Annotated in this window: 19 protein-coding genes; 11 read left to right on the top strand and 8 right to left on the bottom strand. The window is 42.1% G+C overall.

The window, feature by feature from the left end:
• Window positions 1–5 precede the first annotated feature (5 nt).
• From pseF to Q4533_RS05905, 4 genes are all read right to left on the bottom strand, one after another.
• The gene (pseF, locus tag Q4533_RS05920; RefSeq protein ID WP_303502309.1) at window positions 6–698 is read right to left on the bottom strand and encodes a pseudaminic acid cytidylyltransferase; all 693 of its coding nucleotides are present in this window, start codon (window positions 696–698) and stop codon (window positions 6–8) included.
• Entirely contained in the window at window positions 695–1,843 is a 1,149-nt protein-coding gene (pseC, locus tag Q4533_RS05915) for a UDP-4-amino-4,6-dideoxy-N-acetyl-beta-L-altrosamine transaminase (RefSeq protein ID WP_303502306.1), read from the bottom strand. Before pseC ends, pseF begins: the two co-directional genes overlap by 4 nt.
• A 2-nt stretch (window positions 1,844–1,845) precedes the next feature.
• A complete protein-coding gene (pseB, locus tag Q4533_RS05910; protein ID WP_303502302.1) occupies window positions 1,846–2,844 on the bottom strand; it encodes a UDP-N-acetylglucosamine 4,6-dehydratase (inverting) in 999 nt (332 codons plus the stop codon).
• Window positions 2,845–3,277: 433 nt separating this feature from the next.
• Complete coding sequence (locus Q4533_RS05905; RefSeq protein ID WP_303502299.1) at window positions 3,278–4,042, bottom strand: class I SAM-dependent methyltransferase; 765 nt, start codon at window positions 4,040–4,042, stop codon at window positions 3,278–3,280.
• Between the two features lie 531 nt (window positions 4,043–4,573).
• On the opposite strand from Q4533_RS05905, the gene Q4533_RS05900 reads away from it, so the two are divergent.
• Complete coding sequence (locus Q4533_RS05900; protein ID WP_102438708.1) at window positions 4,574–4,906, top strand: YegP family protein; 333 nt, start codon at window positions 4,574–4,576, stop codon at window positions 4,904–4,906.
• 106 nt (window positions 4,907–5,012) lie between these two features.
• Here Q4533_RS05900 and Q4533_RS05895 read toward each other — a convergent pair whose 3' ends face one another.
• Window positions 5,013–5,597 carry a protein disulfide oxidoreductase gene (locus Q4533_RS05895; RefSeq protein ID WP_102438710.1) on the bottom strand — a complete coding sequence of 195 codons (585 nt, stop codon included), beginning with the start codon at window positions 5,595–5,597 and terminating at the stop codon, window positions 5,013–5,015.
• Window positions 5,598–6,063: 466 nt separating this feature from the next.
• Here Q4533_RS05895 and Q4533_RS05890 point away from each other — a divergent pair, with 466 nt between their 5' ends.
• Entirely contained in the window at window positions 6,064–7,482 is a 1,419-nt protein-coding gene (locus tag Q4533_RS05890; protein WP_303502296.1) for an endonuclease/exonuclease/phosphatase family protein, read from the top strand.
• Between the two features lie 163 nt (window positions 7,483–7,645).
• Here Q4533_RS05890 and Q4533_RS05885 read toward each other — a convergent pair whose 3' ends face one another.
• Complete coding sequence (locus tag Q4533_RS05885) at window positions 7,646–8,317, bottom strand: glutathione S-transferase (RefSeq protein ID WP_303502292.1); 672 nt, start codon at window positions 8,315–8,317, stop codon at window positions 7,646–7,648.
• Window positions 8,318–8,442: 125 nt separating this feature from the next.
• Between Q4533_RS05885 and Q4533_RS05880 the strand changes: the two genes are divergently transcribed.
• The 4 genes from Q4533_RS05880 to Q4533_RS05865 all read left to right on the top strand — a co-directional run bounded on the left by Q4533_RS05880 (window position 8,443) and on the right by Q4533_RS05865 (window position 14,062).
• Window positions 8,443–10,752 carry a peptidase U32 family protein gene (locus Q4533_RS05880; protein ID WP_303502289.1) on the top strand — a complete coding sequence of 770 codons (2,310 nt, stop codon included), beginning with the start codon at window positions 8,443–8,445 and terminating at the stop codon, window positions 10,750–10,752.
• A gap of 379 nt (window positions 10,753–11,131) precedes the next feature.
• Window positions 11,132–12,694 carry a PAS domain-containing methyl-accepting chemotaxis protein gene (locus Q4533_RS05875; protein WP_303414348.1) on the top strand — a complete coding sequence of 521 codons (1,563 nt, stop codon included), beginning with the start codon at window positions 11,132–11,134 and terminating at the stop codon, window positions 12,692–12,694.
• Between the two features lie 266 nt (window positions 12,695–12,960).
• Window positions 12,961–13,440, top strand: coding sequence for a DUF2947 domain-containing protein (locus Q4533_RS05870; RefSeq protein WP_102475418.1), 480 nt, complete (start codon window positions 12,961–12,963; stop codon window positions 13,438–13,440).
• Between the two features lie 61 nt (window positions 13,441–13,501).
• Window positions 13,502–14,062 (top strand): chalcone isomerase family protein, encoded by a 561-nt coding sequence (locus Q4533_RS05865; protein WP_102438720.1) that lies wholly within the window; start codon window positions 13,502–13,504, stop codon window positions 14,060–14,062.
• Between the two features lie 105 nt (window positions 14,063–14,167).
• Here Q4533_RS05865 and Q4533_RS05860 read toward each other — a convergent pair whose 3' ends face one another.
• Both Q4533_RS05860 and Q4533_RS05855 read right to left on the bottom strand, forming a co-directional pair.
• On the bottom strand, window positions 14,168–15,127 hold the full coding sequence (locus tag Q4533_RS05860; RefSeq protein ID WP_133126422.1) for a DUF6268 family outer membrane beta-barrel protein: 960 nt from the start codon (window positions 15,125–15,127) through the stop codon (window positions 14,168–14,170).
• Between the two features lie 169 nt (window positions 15,128–15,296).
• Window positions 15,297–15,938 carry a TetR/AcrR family transcriptional regulator gene (locus tag Q4533_RS05855; RefSeq protein WP_303502287.1) on the bottom strand — a complete coding sequence of 214 codons (642 nt, stop codon included), beginning with the start codon at window positions 15,936–15,938 and terminating at the stop codon, window positions 15,297–15,299.
• A 247-nt stretch (window positions 15,939–16,185) separates the two neighbouring features.
• Between Q4533_RS05855 and Q4533_RS05850 the strand changes: the two genes are divergently transcribed.
• The 5 genes from Q4533_RS05850 to Q4533_RS05830 all read left to right on the top strand — a co-directional run bounded on the left by Q4533_RS05850 (window position 16,186) and on the right by Q4533_RS05830 (window position 23,193).
• Complete coding sequence (locus Q4533_RS05850; protein WP_303502285.1) at window positions 16,186–17,304, top strand: efflux RND transporter periplasmic adaptor subunit; 1,119 nt, start codon at window positions 16,186–16,188, stop codon at window positions 17,302–17,304.
• Window positions 17,301–20,375: an efflux RND transporter permease subunit gene (locus Q4533_RS05845; protein ID WP_303502283.1), complete on the top strand. Its 3,075-nt coding sequence runs from the start codon at window positions 17,301–17,303 to the stop codon at window positions 20,373–20,375. Before Q4533_RS05850 ends, Q4533_RS05845 begins: the two co-directional genes overlap by 4 nt.
• A gap of 226 nt (window positions 20,376–20,601) precedes the next feature.
• Entirely contained in the window at window positions 20,602–21,141 is a 540-nt protein-coding gene (locus Q4533_RS05840) for a PepSY domain-containing protein (protein ID WP_303414337.1), read from the top strand.
• A gap of 47 nt (window positions 21,142–21,188) precedes the next feature.
• On the top strand, window positions 21,189–21,872 hold the full coding sequence (locus tag Q4533_RS05835; protein ID WP_303414335.1) for a response regulator transcription factor: 684 nt from the start codon (window positions 21,189–21,191) through the stop codon (window positions 21,870–21,872).
• A complete protein-coding gene (locus Q4533_RS05830; RefSeq protein ID WP_303502280.1) occupies window positions 21,838–23,193 on the top strand; it encodes a HAMP domain-containing sensor histidine kinase in 1,356 nt (451 codons plus the stop codon). Before Q4533_RS05835 ends, Q4533_RS05830 begins: the two co-directional genes overlap by 35 nt.
• Window positions 23,194–23,280 lie beyond the last annotated feature (87 nt).

Genomic DNA, 23,280 nt, shown 5'->3' with positions numbered 1-23,280 from the left:
AATGCTTACTTTCCCATCATCACTTGATACAAAGCTTCAGCTCTTGTCCAATCATCTAGCGAATCAATATCTTGCACTTGATGACAAGGCAACACATAAGGAATTGAGTCACTAGAGAACATCCCTTTACTATCAAGGTAACCATCTGTTGTTCCCCAATAGAATTGGCCAGCATCATGATAAGCTTTCTCTAAATCCTGTGAGCGGCTATTAAAATATTCAGGTTGAAACATCTCAACATCACCAGATGAGCTAATTTTAAATGCTCGCTGAACTGGCGCTGGAAACTCAGCTACACCAAAACAAAACTTCTTATGGGGAGCAGCGTTCAATAGTGAGAAGGATTCACTTAATACGTCAGCACGAATAAATGGCGCAGTCGCGTACATGACACAAGCAAAGTCAGGTTTTTGGCCCGCTTCAATTAGCCAATTTAATGCATGAGAAATAACCACTGCGGTCGTCGCATAATCATCAGCTAAGTCTGCTGGTCTTAAAAAAGGCACCTCTGCACCATAACTTCTGGCAACGTCAGCAATTTCATCATCATCAGTCGAAACAATAACGCGATCAATACAACCACTTTCAAGGGCTCGTTCAATGACATGCGCAATAATAGGTTTGCCATCAAATAATTTTATATTTTTCCTAGGGATTCGCTTACTTCCGCCCCTTGCTGGGATAATAGCAATATTCAACAGACTAACTCCTTCAAAGTGTTACAAATATAATCTTGCTGCTCAAAAGTTAAATTAGGAAACAAAGGCAGTGTTAAGCACGATTGATAATACTTTTCAGCATTATGAAAACTACCCTTTTTAAAACCAAGTTCTTGATAATATGGCTGTAAGTGAATAGGAATATAGTGAACATGAACACCGATTCCCGCTTTTCTCATCGCATTAAATATTGACTTACGATCACACTTATCAGGTAACTGCACTAATAATAAATGGTAGGCACTAACACTGCCTTCTAGCGGTATAACCACCTTTATATCGCTGTCGTTTAATAAGTTCTGGTAACGCTCCGCAAGGCGGTTTCGTACAGCTACAACATGGGACAATAACTTAAGTTGACTACACCCTAATGCTGCTTGCATATCGGTCATTCGATAATTATAACCAAGCGATTGTTGCTCATAAAACCAATCGCCTTCATTAGAGTTTTCCATATCTGCTTTGTTTTTAGTAATCCCATGACTACAAGACAATGACATTGCTTTAGCTAAGTCTGGATTATTAGTGGTTGCAACACCACCCTCACCGGTCGTAATAATCTTTACTGGATGAAAACTAAAAATAGTAATGTCACTGTATTTACAACTACCCAATGGGGAAGCTAAATAATGGCCACCAATGCCATGGGCGGCATCTTCAATTACATTAATGCCATACTGGCCAGCTAATGCTGCGATTTTTTCCATATCACAACTATGCCCCGCCATATGAACAGCGATAATGACCTTGGGCAGTTTATTCGTTTTACTGGCCATTGATAACTTAATAGCTAAGGCTTCAGGACACATATTTGCGGTAGCAGGATCGATATCAACAAAATCTATCGTCGCACCGCAGTAAAGAGAACAATTAGCTGAAGCGACAAACGAAACGGGACTTGTCCAAACAATGTCGCCTTCAGTAACACCTAAAGCTAAACAAGCAACATGAAGCATTGAAGTCGCACTATTACCCGCTATGGCATAACTAGATTGTGTTATTGCTGCAATACTCGATTCAAATAAAGGCACTTGAGGCCCTTGTGTTAAAAAATCAGACTGAAGTACTGCCGTTACGGCCTCAATATCCTCTTGAGAAATTGACTGACGCCCATAAGGAATCATATCTAGCAGGCCTCATCATCTAACTTCGTAATCTGTTCAACTGATAGGAAATCAGGATTACTGCCGGAGTTATACTCAAAACCTGGCTCAACTAACTCCCCGACTTCACCTAATTTATTAGTGAAGTAATCATTATCTTTTCCAAAGAAGGTAATACTTGGCATGATAACAAAGTGATCGTTAAATTCTATCGTATGATGGGAGTCATCACCTGGGCACATAATCTCATGCAATTTTTCTCCAGGTCGTATGCCTACAACTTCATGTGGTAATCCAGGGCCACAAGCTTCTGCAAGCTCAGTAATGCGTACAGAAGGAATCTTAGGAACAAAAATCTCTCCACCATGCATACGAGAAAAGTTCTTTAATACGAAATCCACACCATCTTGTAGCGAGATCCAAAATCGAGTCATATCAGGATGAGTAATAGGCAGTGATTCAGTACCGTTATCAATGAGAGATTTAAAAAATGGAACAACAGAACCACGAGAGCCAACCACATTGCCGTAACGTACTGCAGAAAAACGAGTACGCCCTTCCCCTACAATATTATTACCCGCAACAAACAATTTATCTGAAGCAAGCTTTGTCGCCCCATATAAATTAATCGGATTAGCGGCTTTATCTGTAGAGAGTGCAATAACACGTTTAACATTATTGGCTATGGCAGCTTTGATGACATTTTCAGCACCATGAATGTTGGTTTTAATACATTCCATTGGATTGTATTCAGCTGCGGGAACTTGTTTGATTGCTGCAGCATGAATAACATAATCAACATCTTTAAAAGCTTGTAACATTCTGTCAGCGTCGCGCACATCCCCAAGAAAATATCTCATACAAGGATCATTATAAACTTGTTGCATTTCATACTGCTTCAGCTCATCTCTGGAAAGGATGATCAACCTTTTAGGCTTGTACCGCTCTAAAATTGTTTTGGTATATTTCCGACCAAACGAGCCAGTACCGCCTGTTATCAGAATAGATTGATTATCAAACATGTACTCTCCAAGTTATTATTGTATTAATTCTTAATATTTCACTTTAAGTTTACAACTGAACACAAACAAAGCAAAAATCACACCAAAAATTCTTTCAATCTATTATATTGAAAATACTGTATATTACCAAGCATAATGCAGCTTACGATATAGGTTTATAAAAATCTTAAAATTTATAGACTTAAAATAATTTTTTTATTTATGAGACATTGATCGTACTAGTCTAAAAATTGAATATTTCATTTAATTTAAATGTAATTTATTAGTAAAAAGCAATTTTATAGCTTCAAAAAATCAAGCGTCAAATCGTTGACATGATGACTAATCATCGAAGTTCTGTATTGGATCTTTAATTAAAGACTTAATACACTTTCTGAAAGCAAAAAACTGACTTCAAGTACTATTTAGGCTTCGTCAATCTAACTTGAATAATTTATTTAGGTTTCTTAAACACCAAGGTGAATCTATCGGTATTACCTGTCACCGATTTGCGACCCACTTCATAACGTAGCTCATCATCAGGTCGATAAAACATCTTTGATGATTTTTCTAATACAAATCCTGCAGCTTGAACTTCTAAAATGACATCGATGGGATCTTCACGGCGACGCATTTCATCGGTTTCTGGCATCATGTGTCTACGAGAATGATCGACGATAACATAAGTCCCACCAGGCTTTAATGCATCAAATGTGGCTTTGTTTAATTTGGTTTTATCCTCAAGGTTAAAGTTATGATATTCACGAATACTCAGCATCATATCAGCGTCAGCCATGCCAAAATCAATCGTACCTAATTTGTAGCTTCGCGCCTCAGGGTTCCAATCAAGTTCAATAGGCAGCTTCTTAGCTTTGCTCATGACATCAATCGCTAGCGTGTCATTCATTCCCTCTAACCATTCTTTTTTATACGCCAGATGTAGCTCGCCATCATCCTTAAGCAGTGGTGCGAGAATTTTGCTATACCAACCATTTCCTGGCGCAAACTCTATCACTTTCATATCTTTTTCTAAGCCGAAAAACGCTAAAGCCTGATATGGCACTCGGTTATCATCGCGTTCCTTATCAGCTGCATTGCGATGCTCCATCTTCATCACTTTGAGGACATCTTTTTGAAAGGGGGTAAGTGCTGCAATAGATGAAAAAGAACACAGGCTTGTGGCAGTGACTAATAATGATGCGATGAGGGTTTTATTCATGGTAATCCTTAAAGGGTTAGCTTCCTTAGTAAAAAACTAACATAAGGGATATTAACCACATTCGCACTTGCTAATGTGTTGCTAATTATGTTTCTCAATCATCACATGAATACACCTCAAGCTTGTCGTGCTAACTAGCAGCCAGAGTCATTAAGGGAATAAGTTGGCTGTTAACTTCCTCGAAAGCTGTAGTGGCACTGACTGTTGTAACTCTTGTTTAGACCTCTGCTCAGCCTCACGACAGAAAGCGATGACCCTGTCAGCTACAGGTCGTTTTGCTCATCCAATAAAACCTTATCCCCCGCATTATAACGACTCAGTGAATCAACTAGCCTCTTGCTTACTCCACTTACGATATCCGCCGCTTACTCAGTTCCCTTACCTAAATCTCAAACTAAAGTTGCTACCGCTAAACGTTCTTTTTACTAGACTTAATTTCATAAAACATAGTGCATACCATTTTTGGTATGCACTAACTATATGCACTATAAGCACTATAAGCACTATAAGCACTGTAATTAGGAGCGTGTTATGTCTGGATGGTTCGAGTTAAGCAAAGGCAATAATGGTCAGTTCAAGTTTGCATTAAAGGCTGGCAATGGCGAGGTGATACTGACCAGTGAGCTATATGCCGCTAAAAGTGGCGCTAATAATGGTATCGCCTCGGTGCAAGTCAATTCTCAAAGCGAAGATAAATTCACTAAAGAAACCGCTAAAAATGATAAGCCCTATTTCAACCTTAAAGCGGCTAATCATCAAATTATTGGTACCAGTCAGATGTATGCCAGTGTCGCATCACGAGATAATGGTATTCGTTCAGTGATGGATAATGGTAGCTCTACCACCATAAAAGATCTCTGTTAACTCGTTTTAAATATCATAATAAAAGCTCTCGAACCTTTTGCTTTGGGAGCTTTTACTATTTACAACCGATTAACTATCTACAACTGATTAGCTATCAACAACTAAATTATGCCAGCAGCATGCGCCACCACAGGCCCACTACGCTAGTCATCCCTGTTGTATAGGATGTGAGTTTACCTTTATTAAATACCATAATGGTTGGCGCGACTTGTACCGACCAGTCATTGCTGAGTTCACTTTGCTGATCGTTTATCACTTCAAAGCTATAGCCTTTATCATCAAGGTAAGCTTGTATTTCATGATTGTTGCCTGACGCCATTGCCACGCTGATCACCGGATAATAAGCCGACATGGTTTCAACGGCTGGGCTTACTGTGCGGCATATTGGGCACCAGCTTCCCCAAAAATACACCAACACCGGCTTATCTTGGCTAATCGCCAATACATCGACCCTTTCACCTTTAAGGGTTACTCCCTGTAATTCAGGTAAGTTATCATGCTGAATGTCTTTGCCGCGCCATAAATCCATTAAACCCGTAATGACCATCACGAACACAATCAGTATGACGATTTGCTTTAACCAGCCGAAGATCTTTTTCCCTAAAGGCACTTTGTTACTAGCATCTGGCAACTTACTATCTAGCTGGCTCTGATGTTGTTGTTTGCTATCAGAAGAAAACAAGCGACTCATGATTTACCTCTTTATATGTTTTACAAAATAGGGAAATGACAGGCACTTGATGGTGCAACCTAAAATCATTAATTAAATCGTTCGCGCTGCTGAATAAGCAGCCGGAAATTTACATTATTTATTGTCACATAAGCTAAAAAATATTAATTAGCAGCTCATTGGGTTTTAAAGTCAGCATCTAAAAGTGAAAGTAGTTTTCATTAAAGCGCTTTGTTTCGCTTATACGCTAGCATACTAAAAGCTAATGTCAGTATGTATCAGTTTAGTTACTGCTGATAAACCCCAACAAATACAACCAAACAAAAACACAATAACACCAAGCGCGAAACGTAACTTTAAAATAAAAAGCTCTGTGGCAACAAGCTAGTCACAACTTCAATTTATACTTGTTAGCCAGCTTTTCAGGTGTTTAAAATCCCTTAGCTTCCAAGAAAGGAGGCATATATTTATAATAATGGGGTTAAAAATGAAAGTGTTAAAAACAGCTGCTGCCATGGCAGTGAGTGTTGCTTTACTTGCTGGTTGCAATGACGAAACTAATAATTACTACCCAGGCGAGCCTACACCTGAAACCACAGATGTTCGTATCGGTGCTTATAACTTATCTTTTGACAGAAGCACTTTCACAGATCTTGTAGCAGAGATGACGCTTACCGTTGCTGCACAAGATGAATTAATGAATAAATGGTTCGATGAGTCACTTAGCGACGAAGAACTCGCTGTGGCAGAAAAGGTTATTCAAATTCGTAACGTTGCAGCAATTATCCAAACTGAACGACCTGCAATCTTATGGATGGGTGAATTCAATAACGATGGTACAGCAGAAGACCAACAAGCAATCCAAGGTTTCCGTTTAAACTACCTAACTGTGCCACAAAATGCTTTAGGTTCAACGTCTGAAGAATTTAAAGCCCTTGAGCCAATCCAGTTTGGTTATTTTGAAAACTTCGCCACTAATACAGGCCTATTAAGTGGTCACGATTTAAACCGTGATGGCAAAATAGCGCTACCTAATGACGCCTGGGGCTTCGGTTTCTACCACGGTCAATATGCCTTCAGCTTATTGTCTCAGTACCCAATCGATACCGCAAACATCCGTACTTTCCAAGATTTTAAATGGAAAGACATGCCGGGTGAAACCAACCCAATCATTACTAACTGTGATGATGAAAACAACCCAATTCCGGAAGGTCTGGCTTGTGGCGATGAGTGGTACACTGCTGACGCTTGGGCTGACAAACCAATGTCATCAAAAAACCACGTTGATGCGCCTATTGTCATCCCAACCGCTGATGGCGACAAAGTGATTCACTTATTACTGTCTCATCCAACACCACCTGTTTTTGACACGCTGACGGATAACAATAAATCACTTAACCGCGCTGAGATTAAGTTCTGGGACGATTACACCTCTGGAGATGGTAGTTACATTTATGATGACGAAGGCGAAAAAGGTGGCCTTAAAGATGACGCCTCATTCGTTATCTTAGGTGATCTAAATGCCGATCCAGAAAGCGGTGACGGCTATTTAGATACCATTAAAGACTTAATGTATAGCGATCAAGTTAACCAACTTGCTACTCACGGAATTTACGCACCAAGTAGCTTAGGCGGACCAGAGTGTTTGTCTAACGGCGAATGTAAAGAAGAAAACTGGGACACTAAATACCCAGATGCGGTAACCAGTACTTCAGGTTTACGCTTAGACCATGTTATTCCATCAAGTGATTTAAATGTCACTGACTCAGGGGTGTTCTGGCCGGCGACTTTTGAAGAAGGTCGTTTGATGATGAATGACGAACGTGTTGGTACAGGTTATAGTAAGGGCGGCGGAAAGTGGCTGTCTTCAGATCACCGTTTAGTGTGGATTAACGTAGAGCTTTAATTAGCCCTGTTTAATCAGCGCTTAAATTAGTTCAGCTGGTTTTAACAGGAGTGCCTTAAAGCACTGCTGTTAACAACAAATAAAGCCCGCATTTGCGGGCTTTTTGCTGTTAACTATGGGCTCGGCAATCGCTAGAAGTGATAGTCGCTAGAAGTAATAATCGCTAAAAGTGTAAATCAGGAAATATTACATCTTGTCGGCTTTCAAGCCATAGAGGATATTTAGTCATCACTTTACTGAACATTTTACTTTGCAGATAAGCATTAAGCCATGCTCTTACATGTGGATATGGCGACTGCAAATACCATTGCCGCTCTACTCGGGCAAATTGCCTGATAAAAGGTAACAATGCGATATCAGCTAAACTCTCACGATCCGCAAACAAAAATTCATGCTCGGATAACAACAGCTCAAGTTGTTGTACGTAGACTTCACAGGCCAGACGACATTCCACAATATTTGATTCGCTATAGCGTTTGGCGCATTTGTAGTTTTCAAGGCAGGACTTAAATTCACTATCAAAACGATAGATAAGCGCAAGCATCGAATCAAATTTAGCGGCGTCAGTGGCAAACAGTAAATCATCAGGATCGCTTTGGCTTAATGCCCACAACATCACTTCATAACTTTCTTCTATCACCTGCCCTTTTGGGGTCACGATCACCGGCACTGTGGCCTTAGGGGAAGCAGCTAACATTTCAGCGGGTTTGTCACTTAATACAATATCTCTAAGCCAAATAGGCTGATTTGACTTATAAATGGCAATTCTTGCTAGCATGGCAAAGGGGCAATTCCTTAGAGAATAGAGTACAGGTAAATCTATGATTTTATTCATTGTTATATGTTAATCCCAACTACATATATGCACACTGGCTAATTAATTATCTACTTTAACCATATTCATTAGTAAAATATACGGGTAACATCCCTGCATTAAAATTAACGGAGCAAGTCTAAAACATGAAACCTAAGATTGAATTATTAGCCCCTGGCGGTGATGTCGAGGCGATTAAAGCCGCAATTATTGCTGGTGCAGATGCTGTTTATTGCGGCTTAGATACCTTTAACGCTCGTAATCGCGCTGCTAATATTTCTTTTGACCAATTGGTTGGGATCATTCGACTTGCCCATCAGTACGACTGCGAAATCTTCTTAACCTTGAATATCGTTATTCTTGAGCAAGAATTTAAAACCTTAATGAAGTTACTTAATAAGTTGGTAAATACCACCTTAGACGGCGTTATTGTGCAAGATTTGGGCTTACTGTATGTACTGAGAAAACATTTTCCGACTTTAGCTATTCACGCTTCAACCCAGTTAACCACCCACAATGCAGGCCAAATCCCGTTTTTAAAGCATTTAGGCGCAGAGCGGGTGAATTTATCCCGTGAACTAAACCTACGTGAAATCACTACCCTTGCTGAAGTTGGCCGCGAGCATGACATGCTCCTTGAAGTGTTTGTCCATGGCTCATTATGTGTGGCGTTTTCAGGTTTATGTTACTCAACCTCAGCCAGCGCGGGTAACTCAGGTAACCGAGGCCGCTGTAGCCAAGCTTGTCGTGAAGAGTATGAAACCACTGAATCAGGTAATAATTTTCCGCTAAACATTAAAGATAACTCCGCCTTTTTTGACCTACCGGCGTTAATTGAAGCTGGAGTGTATTCATTTAAAGTTGAAGGCCGTATTAAAGGTGCCAGTTACGTACATACTGTGATTGATAGTTTCCGTAAGCAAATTGATGGCTATGTTGAAACAGGTGAATTGACCCAAGATGGCGAGCGCTTATATAAAGTATTTAACCGCGACTTTACCAACGCCTTTTTACGCGGCGATTTAAATCAATCAATGTTTATTGATAACCCACGGGATAACTCTAAAAATCATTTGGTTGAGCAATTAAAAGCAGAAAAAGGTGAGTCGATTTCAGTGGTGCAAATCCACGATGCCCAGCAGCAATTGCAAATCGATAAGCAGCAAATAAATGCCTCTGTGGATGATAAAATTGCCCACTTAAGTATTGAGAAAATCAAGCTATCATTGGCCTTTGCCAGTGAACAAGGTCAGCCCTTAAGCCTGACTGTTACCACTGAACAAATGAGCAGTAAACTGGCCTCGGCAGAGCAGCAAACCTTAGTGCTGCATTCAAGCAGCAGTATGCTGCCAAGCGAAAAACTCAGTGTTGACCAAGAAGCCATTGAAAAGCGGTTTAAAAATATCAATAACGCCAATTATGAATTAATCAGCTTAGATTGCAGTGGTTTAGCAGATGGCTTAAGTATTCCATATCGCGAGATCACCACCCTTAAAAATCAGCTGTTAGCTTATTTAAACGATGGCATTGAAGTGATCCCAACGGTTGAGTTACCAAAACTTGAACGCCACCCTAAAGTGGCAGTAAAAGCTGACGCTGAAACAGCCCAGCCACAGTTATCTATTTTGATTTGTGATGAAGCGGATGTGGCACTAGCCCAAGCAACCGATGCTGATATTTATTTCAAACTGCCAGATGCCTATAAACGTGGCTGCACTAAATATGTGGAATTCTTCAAGCAAAACCCACGCTTAATTCCATGGTTCCCGCCAGTATTGATTGGTAAAGATTACGATGCAGCGCTTAATATTTTACAACAAGTAAAACCTGAGCTTATCGTAACTAACAATACAGGTATTGCTTATCACGCCCAAAAGCTAGGTGTTAAATGGATTGCTGGACCATTTTTAAATACCACCAACTCATACGCTTTATTAGCCTTAAAAGAAGGCTTTGATTGTAGCGGTGCGTTTATTTCAAATGAAATTAACCGCCAACAAATGAAGCAACTAGCCCGACCTAAAGACTTTAAAATGCTTTACAGCATTTATCATCCAATTTTGTTAATGGCCAGCAGACAATGCTTCTTCCAACAAAGTGTTGGCTGTGAAAAACCACGAATTGATAATGGTTGTATGTTGTCATGTGATAAATCCACCAGCATTAAAAACTTAAAAGGTGACTCTTTTGCCATTGATAAGCAAAAAGCAGGTTACCCAAGTATTTATAATCAAGACCAATTCTTGAACATGGATATCGTTGACGATTTAGCTGATTTATTTGACGGCTTCATGATTGATTTAACCAACATTGGGGCAGGCGATAGAGTCTCACCAGACAAGCTGGCATTGATAAAACAGTTTGAGCAATTGCTACAAGGCAACCAAAACGTTAAATCAGAGCTTGCCACTATGGTGCCAGAGTCAACGGTTGATCAGTACATCAACGGTTTGTAATACTAGCCCGCTGATTTATTGATAACAGTAACAAAGCCCTGATGTAGCTCGCGACATCAGGGCTTTTTTGTCTTCTCAATATGATTTATTGGGATAGGTAAGGTATTTAAAATCAGCAACTAATGCTAAAAGCATCCTAATATCACCCAGCCAAATGTAACAATTTGAATCACCCGTTAAATAACCCATAAATATTTAAACGATTGTTTTAATAACTGTTTCTAATACACTTAAAATCTCTTTGTTATCGATAAAACCGTAACTAACCGAATTTACACTGTTAATTATTTGTTGCTTAAATTGCATTTACCTTAAAGTGAGGTCAGAGTCACACCACCCAAGTTTACTTGATCTTAGTCACAAAATAATAAGAAAAAATATGACAGCACGTATAACAAGTAATAAAGAATATCTGTTCTCACCTGATAAACCATTAATTTCCAGCACTGATCCACAAGGGGTTATTACCCACTGTAACCAAGCATTCATCGACACCAGTGGCTATAGCCGAGAAGAGCTAATTGGTCAGCCGCATAACCTTGTTCGCCACCCAGATATGCCCAAAGCGGTATTTGAAACTATGTGGCAGACATTAAAGTCTGGCAAGGTATGGATGGGGCTGGTAAAAAATCGCCGCAAAAATGGAGACTATTACTGGGTGAGTGCTTTTGTCACTCCAGTTTATGATGGTAATAAACTGGTGGGCTATGAGTCGGTACGTGTGCAAGCTGAACCCGATGAAAAACTACGTGCGAGCAGTGCTTATGCGCGCATCAATGCTGGCAAGTCAGCATCATCGCTGCGCAGTCGCCTAAAATTGGGCTTCACTAAAGCATTACCAATTATTCTGCCCTCACTAATACTCACCTTAATGCTTGCTTGGCAAGGTAACAGCGTCGCGGCTACAGCCAGCTTAATCGCTGGACTAGTAAGCCTTGGCTGGAGTTTGCAGCAACAAGCTAGTCAGTGGAATAAACTACTATTAATTAGCCCTAAATCATTTGCCAATGAAACTGTTGCCCAAACCTACTTTGATGATACTGGCACCAGCGCCCAAGCTAAAATGGCTTTCATTAGTGAAATAGCCCGCTGCCGCACAGCATTAACTCGTATCGATGAGTCAGTTAGTGGCTTAGACAAAATTTCCAATATCAGTAAAACTCAAGTGTCAGTGACTCAAGCAGCGGTAGAGCATCAAGGCTTAGCGACTCAACAAATTGCCTCAGCGATCACCCAGATGTCCCAAGCTATTCAAGAAGTCGCCCAAAAAATTGAAGAAAACTCTCACAGTGCAGAAAATGCCATTAGCTTTGTTGATTCTGGCGCAGCGCTGGCCGATGAGTCCCTAAGCTCAATCCACCAGCTAAGTCATGCGGTTGACAGCATTGCTATTACGATTAAAGAGTTAGCCACCTCAACTGAAGAAATCGGTCAAGCGGCCAATTTAATTTCCTCCATTGCTGAACAAACCAACTTACTGGCTCTCAATGCTGCCATTGAAGCGGCTCGGGCTGGAGAGCAAGGCCGTGGCTTCAGTGTTGTCGCCGATGAAGTGCGCGCCCTTGCCTTAAAAACCCGTGAATCAACCGACCAAATCCACAGTGTCATTAAGCAGTTGTCGGCTCGTACTAATGCCGCTGTTGATATGTCACACCAAGGTGAAATTGCCACTAAAAATGGCCTTGAAGTAGTTGAGAAAACTCGCTCATCACTGGAAAAAATAAAAGGTGCGGTGACGAATATTACCGATATGACCTTTCAAATGTCCTCAGCAGTTGAAGAGCAAAGCGCTGTTGCAGAGCACATCAACCAGCAAATTATTGAAATTGCTGATGGGGCAACAGATACGGGCTCTGCGGCCAATAAGTCACTCAATGCCAGTGAGGAGTTAGAAAAAACCATCAAGGTATTTCACTCTCTTATTCGCCGTTTTAAATTATAAGCCGCTATAGGGAAAACTGATCTCAGTGCGCTGTATTGGGCGCACTGAAGTCATGATAACCCTCTTGGCAAGCTTGTGTAATGAGCCTGCTTCAATCTGCCTGTTTCAATATCAAGCGATGCAATACAGGCTGATCCCAAAACAAGCCAGCCTCAATAAAGCCCTTCTCTGTGTTCTTATCCCAAAGCTAGGCAATAGCTAGCACTATTTATAGCGAAAAGTTATAATTGGCCACTTAATTACCCTTTAAACCCTAGGAGCTATTTTTGGCACACACTTACATCCCGCTAGATGTGTATAAGCGCAAGTGGATTTTTAACCATAAAGATTTGCCTGTTGCTGATGAAGACAAAGCATTAATCAAACCGTTAACGGACAAAAGTGCCATGATGGTTTGGAATCAATGGATAAGTAATAAGTGTAATCGTGCTGAATTATTTTCTAAGGGTGACTGGGCCGCTAAGCAAGATGCTTGGAAGCAAACCGAGCACTGGCAAGCGGCATGGGACTCTGAAGATAATACCCTGCCAGAACCGATTGCTGAGTTTATTGACTGGAGTGACGATACCCAAGTATTTTTCTGTTATGAAAAATACCAAATCATCGAAACCACCTGGGCAGTGTTTGCTCAAAACTGGAAAGCCTTTTTGTTTTTCGATGATGGTCCAATTTTGATCGCCCCGAAAAAGAAACAAGCCATTATGTTCGAGCAAAATGGCCAATATAAGCTAGGAACGCGTTCGTAGTCTTGTTGTGCAAAATCAGCATACAGCCCGTATAAATCACACTTTATAAAATGAGTTGCCCATGAAACGACTTTCAATAATTGCCCTCACCGCTGCGTTAGTGTTACCACAAATGGCTGAAGCTAAAACCGTTTCAGGTGTTGAGCTGGCGGATAATATGACGATTGCAGAGCAACAGCTTGCCCTTAATGGCGCAGGGGTGCGCAGCAAGTTCTTTATGGACTTATATGTTGGCAGCTTGTACTTAGCAACACCTGCAACCAATGTAGATGCGGTTATCGCCCAGCCGATATCAGTGATTAGGCTCAATATCACTTCTGGAATGATCACCGCAGATAAAATGACTGATGCCATTGTCGAAGGTTTTGATGCCGCCACCAATGGCGATAGCGCATCCATTCAAAGCAGTATTGATGCGTTTATGGGACTATTTAACGAAGAAGTCAGCAAAGGCGATCAATTTACCTTTGTCACCCATAAAGACGCTGGGGTAACCAGCTTTAAAAATGGTCAAGAACAAGCCACAATTGCCAATGAAGCGTTTAGACAAGCGTTAATCAAGATTTGGCTAGGCGATGAGCCTGCTCAAAAAAGCTTACGCAAAAACATGCTGGCAAAATAAACGCTGTTAATAGCGCTTAATCCACAGCCACTAAAAAGCGACCTGATGGTCGCTTTTATAGCTAGTTTTATGTAACACCTTTGCTAAAAGGCTAGTTAATAAAGCTTAAAACTTAATATCAATGGCTAAACCTGCTGCCGCTTGATTTTCAATATCATCAGACACCTTAGGTTGACTTAGCTCCATTTCACCAGCAAAGAAGTAACCACCATAGGCATTAATCGATACTTTCTTGCTGATATTCCAGCCCGCACGAATAAAACTAACCCACTCTTCTACTTCAATAGTTTGCTCAGCATCAGTCACTAGAAAGCGCTCGGTACGTCTTGAAGCCCCTAAACCAAAATTCCATTTGTCATCAAGTTTATAAGATAGCTCCAAACCTGCTGGGCCACTAAAGCCTGCTTGGAATGGATTACTTAACGACAGTTTGTCGGTTATGTTCCATTTTACCGCTAGGTAAGGAATGGTTTTTACTTCAGAGATATCATTTAAGTACGCCACCCCAACCCCAAGCATGTTACCTGACTTAAAGCGGTACATACCTGAAGCCACAACCCCATAACTTTGCGCATCTGAAGACGATGCCGTATTAGCATAGGAATATTGTAATTTCGGTGCGAATAAAAACATCCACTGGGCATTAGGGCGATAACTTAAAGATAAACCGGCACTGTATTTATTGATGGAACTCCAAGGGGTAACGTTACCTTGCAGTAGGCCTGCGCCAACATTTTTAAAGCCATAATCGAGGTTGTCATAACCTACATTGGCGCCGATAGACCACTCTTTGCCAATAGGCATCGATGCCGACAGCTTCATGCGCCATACATCACGTTGCAGTTCGGTATCTGAGCTGCCGACTTGAGCCGCTTCAGTTGAAGTGCGCGATACATGAAACTTAAACGGTGAGTAATCGTAGGCAGAAGCGGTTGCGCTAAACGCTAAGCTAGACACTGCTGCTAGCTTGGCAACATAGGGAATAGAAAGCCTTTTTGAATAACGCTTTTTAACTTCAAAGGCAGTTTGCTCTGGCACGAGGGACAAACTTGAAATCGTTTTCATTAATCGCTTCCTTTCTCATTATTATATCGATCGAAATTATCAGGTATAAATCATAACGTCTATACTGGAACGCTTTTAAATTGGATCACTATTTCAATATTTTATGACACTTTTCAGCGCTGATAACCATGTTATCTAAGCCAGTTTGCGATAACCCAGCTTACCGCTGCTACACTCGATGGGCTTTTAAAAACATCTGCGTGGTATCTTCAATATATTGCGCCCGTTTAGGCATTAAGTCTGTGGCATCTAGGCGCAGCTCTAAACGCAGCTTCAGCTCACCAAAAAGCATTAAACTTAAGCGAACGGCGCAGTCATGGGGCTGGGGGAAATAATACTCACCGTGCTGATTCACCGCGGTAAAGTAATCCGCCAGCAAGGCTAAAATATGCTTAGGGCCGGCATCAAAATACAGCTTTGATAACTCAGGATGGCTATCAGCATGAGCAAGACAAGTTTTGAAAACTGCTAATACTTCTTCACTCACAACCAAATCACTAAACTGTTTCGCAAAGGTAACTATTGTTTGCTCAGCATTGAGTGAGTCATTTAATAAGTTGCCGGTCAGTTGATGCACCACACACTTAGATTCTATCGCCGCGACAAATAACTCATCTTTAGAACCAAAGTGTGAATACACCGTTTGCTTAGAGACTTCAGCTTTTTTCGCGACCAAATCCATACTGGTATTAGGAAAACCTTGCACGCAAAAAAGCTCAATGGCTGCATCTAAAATCCGCATTCGTTTTTGTTCGCTACGAGTTTTCACCGCACCATGATTGCACGGTGCTGAGTTTGCCTCATTTATCATAATCACATCTTCTTGTATTTATGTTTGTTTTCGCTACAAGCGCAACCACGCCTTAACAATAAATAACATCTAATCACAAATTAGACTGGACAGTCTAGTTTTATAGAAATAAACTAAAACCCAAATAGACTAGACAGTCTAGTTCTTTATTAGCCCAGCATCACATGATGTATTCAATTGGTCAATGCTATTAAGCCTTGGTTTAATTGAAATTAAGGAAGTTGCAGTAGCAATAGGAATGTTCACCATGAATAAAGTCACCGTACAGCGTCGCGTCAATAAGCTTGGCATTATCATCAGTTTGATTTTGTTAACGGCCTGTAATGAGGCCGCAATATCCAATACGGCAACAGTGACTATTCCTAATGTGATGACCCAGCCACTTAATGCCAGTAGCAGTTACCTTCAGCAGCAGCGATACACGGGTATTGTGCGCTCAAGCGATACCACCGCCATAGGCTTTGAACTGGCGGGCAAATTAAGCGACATTGTTGTTGATAGTGGCGATAGCGTCATTAAAGGGCAACAACTGGCCAAGCTTAATACCCAATTACTTCAGGCTGAGCAGCAACAATTAGCGGCGTCACTACTGCAAACCCAAGCCGATTTAGATTTAGCGCAAAGTAATTTTAATCGTTCCGTTAAGCTGAAGAAAAAGCAGTATGTATCCCAGCAGCAGTTTGATGAAAGCCAGCAGCAAGTCGCCAGCCTGCAAGCCAATCAAAAACGCCTACAAGCCTCGCTTCATGCCACCGAATTAAAGCTAGCAAAATCCACATTAGTGGCGCCTTTTGATGGCAACATCAGTAAGCGTCACCATAATATCGGCGAAGTTATCGCCTTGGGTAGTCCGGTGTTTACCTTAATTGGTAACAACCAGCAGCAGGCTTATATTGGGGTGCCAAACACGGTCGCGATGACCATGCAAACCAATCAAAGCGTCAACATCACTGTTGGCAATCAAACCTACACTGGCACCATTGCCGGGATCAGCGCAGAAATCGATGCGGTCACTCGCACTGTGCAGCTGCGGGTAGACTTACCCAATAACAGCCGCTTGATCAATGGTGAAATCGCTTATCTTGAATACCAACAACAGGTCAATAGCGCCGGTTACTGGGTGCCCATTTCCGCACTCACTGATGGTATGCGAGGCTTATGGAATGTGTTTGTGGTCACCAAAAATGCTGACGGACAAGCCCAACTAGAGCGCCGCGACGTTGATATTATTTACACCAACCAGCAACAAGCCTTTATTAATGGCGCGATTGATAAAAATGATGTCATAGTCACTCAGGGCTTACATAAATTGGTGGTTGGCCAAATTGTTAGCCCAAGCTCACAAGCTGTTGCGAGGTCATTATGATTAAGGCCTTTGTTGAAAATGGCAGGCTAGCAAGTTTAATGATTGCCCTGCTATTGGTGGCGGGGTTAGGCGCCATTAGCAGTTTACCCCGCACTGAAGACCCTAACATTACCAACCGCTTTGCTTCGGTGGTGACTCATTACCCTGGCGCATCGGCTGAGCGAGTGGAAGCTTTGGTCACTGAAGTGTTAGAAAATCAACTGCGCCGCTTAGAAGAATTAAAGCTAGTGCAATCTACCTCGCGCCCGGGCATTTCCGTTATCCAGTTAGAGCTTAAAGACACGGTAACTGACACAGCTCCGGTTTGGTCTCGAGCCCGTGATTTAGTCGCCGACAGTAAATCTACACTGCCGATACCGGCGCAAAACAGCATTTTGGATGACCAAACAGGTTACGCCAACACCGCGATTTTAGGCTTAGTGTGGCAAAACGACAGCCCAATTCGAACTGACGTACTCAGGCGTTATGCTAAAGAGCTGCAAAGCAAGTTACGGGTACTTAATGGCACTGACTTCGTCAACTTGTCTGGCACCCCAGATGAAGAGATTCTGGTTGAGCTTGATGGCAATAAAATCAGTCAACTTAAATTAACTCCCGCTGCTATTGCCGCTATTTTGTCTAATGCAGACAGTAAAATATCAGCTGGTGAAATCCATAACGCTACCTTTAAAGCGCTGATAGAAGTATCAGGCGAGCTTGATTCAATCACTCGCGTGGGCCAAGTGCCGTTAAAAATTGATACTAATGGTCAGATCATTCGCCTAGGTGATGTCGCCAATATTAGCCGTCAACCTAAAACACCTGCCACCAGCATTGCGCTGATTAATGGCGCTGAAGGGGTATTGGTGTCGGCCCGAATGCTTGACGATAACCGAGTTGATCAATGGCAAGCGCAAGTAAGCCAAGTGGTCGATGACTTTAGCGCTAACTTACCGGCTAACATTCAAGTGCAATGGCTGTTTGATCAACAAGGCTATACCAGTGTGCGCCTAGGGGATTTAGTCATTAATTTAATCCAAGGCTTTGTGATTATTTTACTGGTACTGATGCTCACCCTTGGGCTAAGAAATGCGCTGATTGTGGCATTATCACTGCCGCTAACGGCCTTGTTTACCCTCGCCTGTATGAAGTACACCGGACTGCCCATCCACCAAATGTCAGTCACTGGTTTAGTGGTGGCACTGGGGATTATGGTGGATAACGCCATTGTAATTGTTGATGCTATTGCCCAGCGCCGCAAACAAGGCTTAAGTAAACTTGAAGCCGTGAGTAAAACCTTGCACCACTTATGGCTGCCGCTTGCGGGCTCAACCATTACCACCATGTTGGCCTTTGCTCCGATAGTTTTAATGCCCGGCGCAGCAGGTGAGTTTGTTGGTGGTATCGCCATTTCAGTGATGTTTGCTCTACTGGGCTCATACTTAATTTCACACACCATCATTGCTGGTTTGGCGGGGCGTTTTAGCCAAGATAATGCGTCTATGGCGTGGTATCAAAAAGGCATGGCCTTCCCGCGTCTTAGTCATGCTTTTCAAACCAGTTTACGCATTGGCTTAAAAAGACCGGTGATCACCGCTGTGCTGATTGGTATTTTGCCGGTTGTCGGTTTTGTTGCTTCAACTAAAATGACCGAGCAGTTTTTCCCGCCATCGGATCGGGATATGTTTCAAATTGAAGTGTATTTAGCGCCATATGTGAGCTTAGCCAATACCCGTCAGCAAGTTGAACAAATTGATCAGCGTTTACGGGCGCTTGAAGATGTTGAAATGAGCACTTGGGTCATTGGCGGCAATACGCCATCGTTTTATTACAACCTGACCCAGCGCCAACAAGGGGCGGCTAACTACGCCCAAGCCATGGTCAAAGTGACCGACTTTGATGCGGCGAATCGACTGATTTTATCGCTACAAGCTGAGTTTGATGATGCTTTTCCCCAAGCGCAAATTTTAGTGAGAAAACTAGAACAGGGCCCACCATTTAACGCCCCAGTTGAATTACGCATTTACGGGCCATCATTAGATGTATTAACTCAGCTAGGAGAACAGGCCCGCGGCTTGTTTATGCAAACCAAAGATGTGATCCATACCCGCGCCACCTTAAGTGCAGGCTCACCAAAGGTGTGGATGCAAATCAATGAAGATGCCAGCTTAATGAGCGGCTTAAGCTTAACTGATATCGCCAAACAAATTGAAATGTCTACCACAGGTATCATAGGCGGCAGTATTTTAGAGCAAACTGAATCGCTACCAGTAAGAGTAAGGTTAGCAGATAGCTCAAGAGAGCAAGCCACTCGTTTATCTGAGCTTAATTTACTGTCTAATAATGGCAATATTATTCCGCTGTCAGCCATTTCCCACAATGAAATCAATGTCAGTCGCGGCGGGATCCCAAGGCGCAATGGCGAGCGAGTTAACACCATTGAAACCTACATTGTCAGTGGCGTACTGCCCGGAAAAGTACTCAATGATGTTAAAGATAAACTCGCCCAAATTGAGTTGCCAGCGGGTTACCATATCGAGATCGGCGGTGAAAACGCCAAACGCAATGAAGCGGTGGGCAATTTACTGTCAAACATCGTAGTGGTGGTGACCTTATTACTGGCAACAGTGGTGCTGTCTTTTAACTCATTTAGATTAACTGCGATTATCTTATTAAGCGCATTTCAATCAGCTGGGCTTGGTCTGCTGGCAGTGTATGTGTTTGGGTTTCCGTTTGGCTTTACCGTGATTATCGGCTTATTAGGCCTAATGGGGCTGGCCATTAATGCCGCTATTGTTATTTTGGCAGAACTTGAAGACATGCCAGAGGCAAGACTTGGCAACCTTGAAACCATCATCAACATTGTTAGCGGCTGCGGCAGACATATTGGCTCAACCACCATCACCACCATTGGCGGCTTCTTGCCACTGATTATCGCAGGCGGCGGTTTCTGGCCTCCCTTTGCAATAGCGATTGCTGGCGGCACCTTACTCACCACCTTGTTATCGTTAATTTGGGTGCCAACTATGTACCTTTTATTAATGAAGAAAAGGCCACAGCAACAGCCAAGCCTTACACCAATAAGCGCCTAATATTAGTCGCTACCTCTGCAATAAAAAACGGCGCTATTAAGCGCCGTTTTTTATATTTGCCTAACCATGTTGATGCAGTAGCTTATTGCATTACGCTACACTTAGATCAACGCCTGTATTGCAGCCTAAATTCGAACATTAACTTTTTGTAATTTTTTGTCCACCCTGCTGAAATGGATTAACGCGTACAATTCAGTTCTCAACAGACAAATCACTAGGAAATAACATGAAATTGACTCAACTCATTTGCGCCACATTGGCCATTACCTCATTATCGGCATTCGCAGGACAAGAAGACGACGTATTGGCAACACTGGCAATGCAACGGGCTAACTTCAGCTTAGAGCAAGCGATTGAAAAGGTCAGCACTGATTATGCAAAGCACATTACTGAATTTGAAATTGATGAGCATAACAATCAAGCCATCTATGAAATGGAAGCCGTCAATCTTGATGCCCAAAAGAAGCATAAGCTTGAACTCAGCCTTGAAGATGGCGCAGTGCTAAAACACAAAACCAAAAATAGTCTAAGCCGCTTAGATGATGATGAGCTATTAGCATTACAAGAGTTGCAAGCTTCAGACTTTAACTTAGCAACAACCATTGCTACATTAAAGCAAAAATACCAGGCTGATATCTTTGAATTTGAATTAGAGAACAAAAAAGGCATTACTTTCTACAAGTTTAAACTGATGGGTGAAGAAGGCGCAAAACGCATCATAGTGGATGTAAAAACTGGCACCATCATTCCTGTTATAAAGCACTAATTCAGCATTGTTTTTTGGGGAGGTAACTCCCCTTGAGGAAGAGTATTTTGCGCATTCTTGTTATTGAAGATAATCTAACAACCCAGCAATACTTGCAAAAAGCCCTGCAAGAACAAGGCTATGAAATCGACCTAGCGGATAATGGCCAAGACGGGTTATTTTTAGCCCTAGAGGGTGATTACCAATTAATTGTACTGGACAGGATGCTGCCTAAATTAGATGGCTTAAGTGTATTAAGCACCCTAAGAAATGCAGGCAAGCAAACCCCAGTGCTATTTTTAAGTGCCTTAGACAGTGTATCTGAGCGTGTAAAAGGCCTGCGTGAAGGCGGGGATGATTATTTGATTAAGCCCTTCGCCCTTTCTGAGCTACTGGTGCGTATTGAAATATTAATTCAGCGCAAAGGCACCCATCATGAAAAAATCATCAGCACGTTACAGGTCGCCGATCTTAAAATGGATCTGCTTTCCCATAAGGTGTTTAGAGGCTTAACTGAGATTTCACTACAACCCAAAGAGTTTAAGTTGTTACGCCATTTAATGGAGCACAGTGGCCAAGTACTATCTCGCTCGTTACTGTTTGAAGCCGTTTGGGATTATCAATTTGATCCACAAACCAATGTTATTGATGTGCATATGGCACGATTGCGTAAAAAGGTAGAATTTGATGGTCTTCCCCCTTTACTGGAAACGGTACGTGGCGTTGGTTACAGAATGGTGGCACAGGGTTAAAAGCGCCCATTCAGTTTGGCGTTTAACCCGCTTATATACCGTTTTATTATTAGCGGTTGTCAGCATTTTACTGGTGGTTTTGTACCAATTAAGTATTGGGCAAATGAACCGCCAACAGCAGTTGCAAATGGATAACCTGATTGCGCAGCAAACCTTACTTGCTGAGCAATTAACCCCCGAGCAGTTTAGTGAACAATTTGAGCTGCAAGCCCAAAGCTCACGGCAGTACATTCTCAGTTATCAAACCAAGCAACAGCTTATAGGCAGGCTGAGTGAAGTCCCGACTGCGCTATCCCAGTGCCCAAGCTTAACGCGCTTTCCTATTTGGCTTGATCAATATGATGAAATCAGACTGGTTTCAGGCTGTGCTCACTCAACCGCTACAGGTACGCTGATTATTGCGGTAGATGATGAGTCATTACATGAACTTAAAGCGCAATTTATCAGTGCCTCAGTCATAGCATTATTATTGGCTGTTTTATTGGGTTTACTCACAGGCTTGATTTTTTCTATGCGGGTATTAAAGCGAATTAATAGCTTTAACCAAGTGGCATTACGGGTTGAATCGGGCGAGCTAAGCGCGCGGGTGACGGTCTCTGAACAAAATGATGAATATGACCATATGGCATTGCATATCAATACCATGCTTAGCCAATTACAGCACTCCTTTGACACCATTGCCGGCATTACTGATGCCATTGCCCATGACTTACGCACCCCGCTTGGCCATTTAAGGCAACAAATTGAATCTGAACTACTGGATAAACAACAGCATAATTTGCCCACTGAGCCGCTGCAGAATATGCTCAATAAGCTCGACGAAATATTATTTACCTTTAGTGCAATGCTTGAACTCACCCGTCTCCAGCAACAACAGCACGATAATAGCCAACAGTTCAAAATGGTTGATTTACATGACGTCATTATCGATGCCGTGGATTTAATTGAGCCGCTAGCGGAAGAAAACCAGCAAGTGGTCAAGATAAAAAGCGTTCACGCTCTGTCTATTCAAGGCGATGCCACCCTCCTGTTTCGGGCCATATATAATCTATTAGAAAACGCCACTAAATACGCAGGCGTTAATGCCGCCATTAACGTTGAGCTAACCGCCAACGGTTTTATCATTAGTGATAACGGCCCAGGTATTTGTGATAGCGAGAAAGACAAGGTATTTCAGCGTTTATACCGCATCGAAAAAAGTCGTCAAATCGCCGGTTTTGGTTTAGGACTCACCTTAGTACAAGCCATTATTCAACTGCATAACGGCAAAATAGCATTACATGATAATAAGCCCGGCTTAAGTGTAGAAGTTAGCTTTTAAACCTACAGTAATATCGCCCTGCACTGATGCATAATCAAAGCATTGTGCTGTGTTAGGGCAAGCGACTTTCACTAGCACTTTCACTAG

The sequence above is a fragment of the Shewanella sp. 6_MG-2023 genome (assembly GCF_030547195.1).
Taxonomy (GTDB): Bacteria; Pseudomonadota; Gammaproteobacteria; order Enterobacterales; family Shewanellaceae; genus Shewanella.
This window is presented reverse-complemented; position numbering and strand designations above follow the sequence as displayed.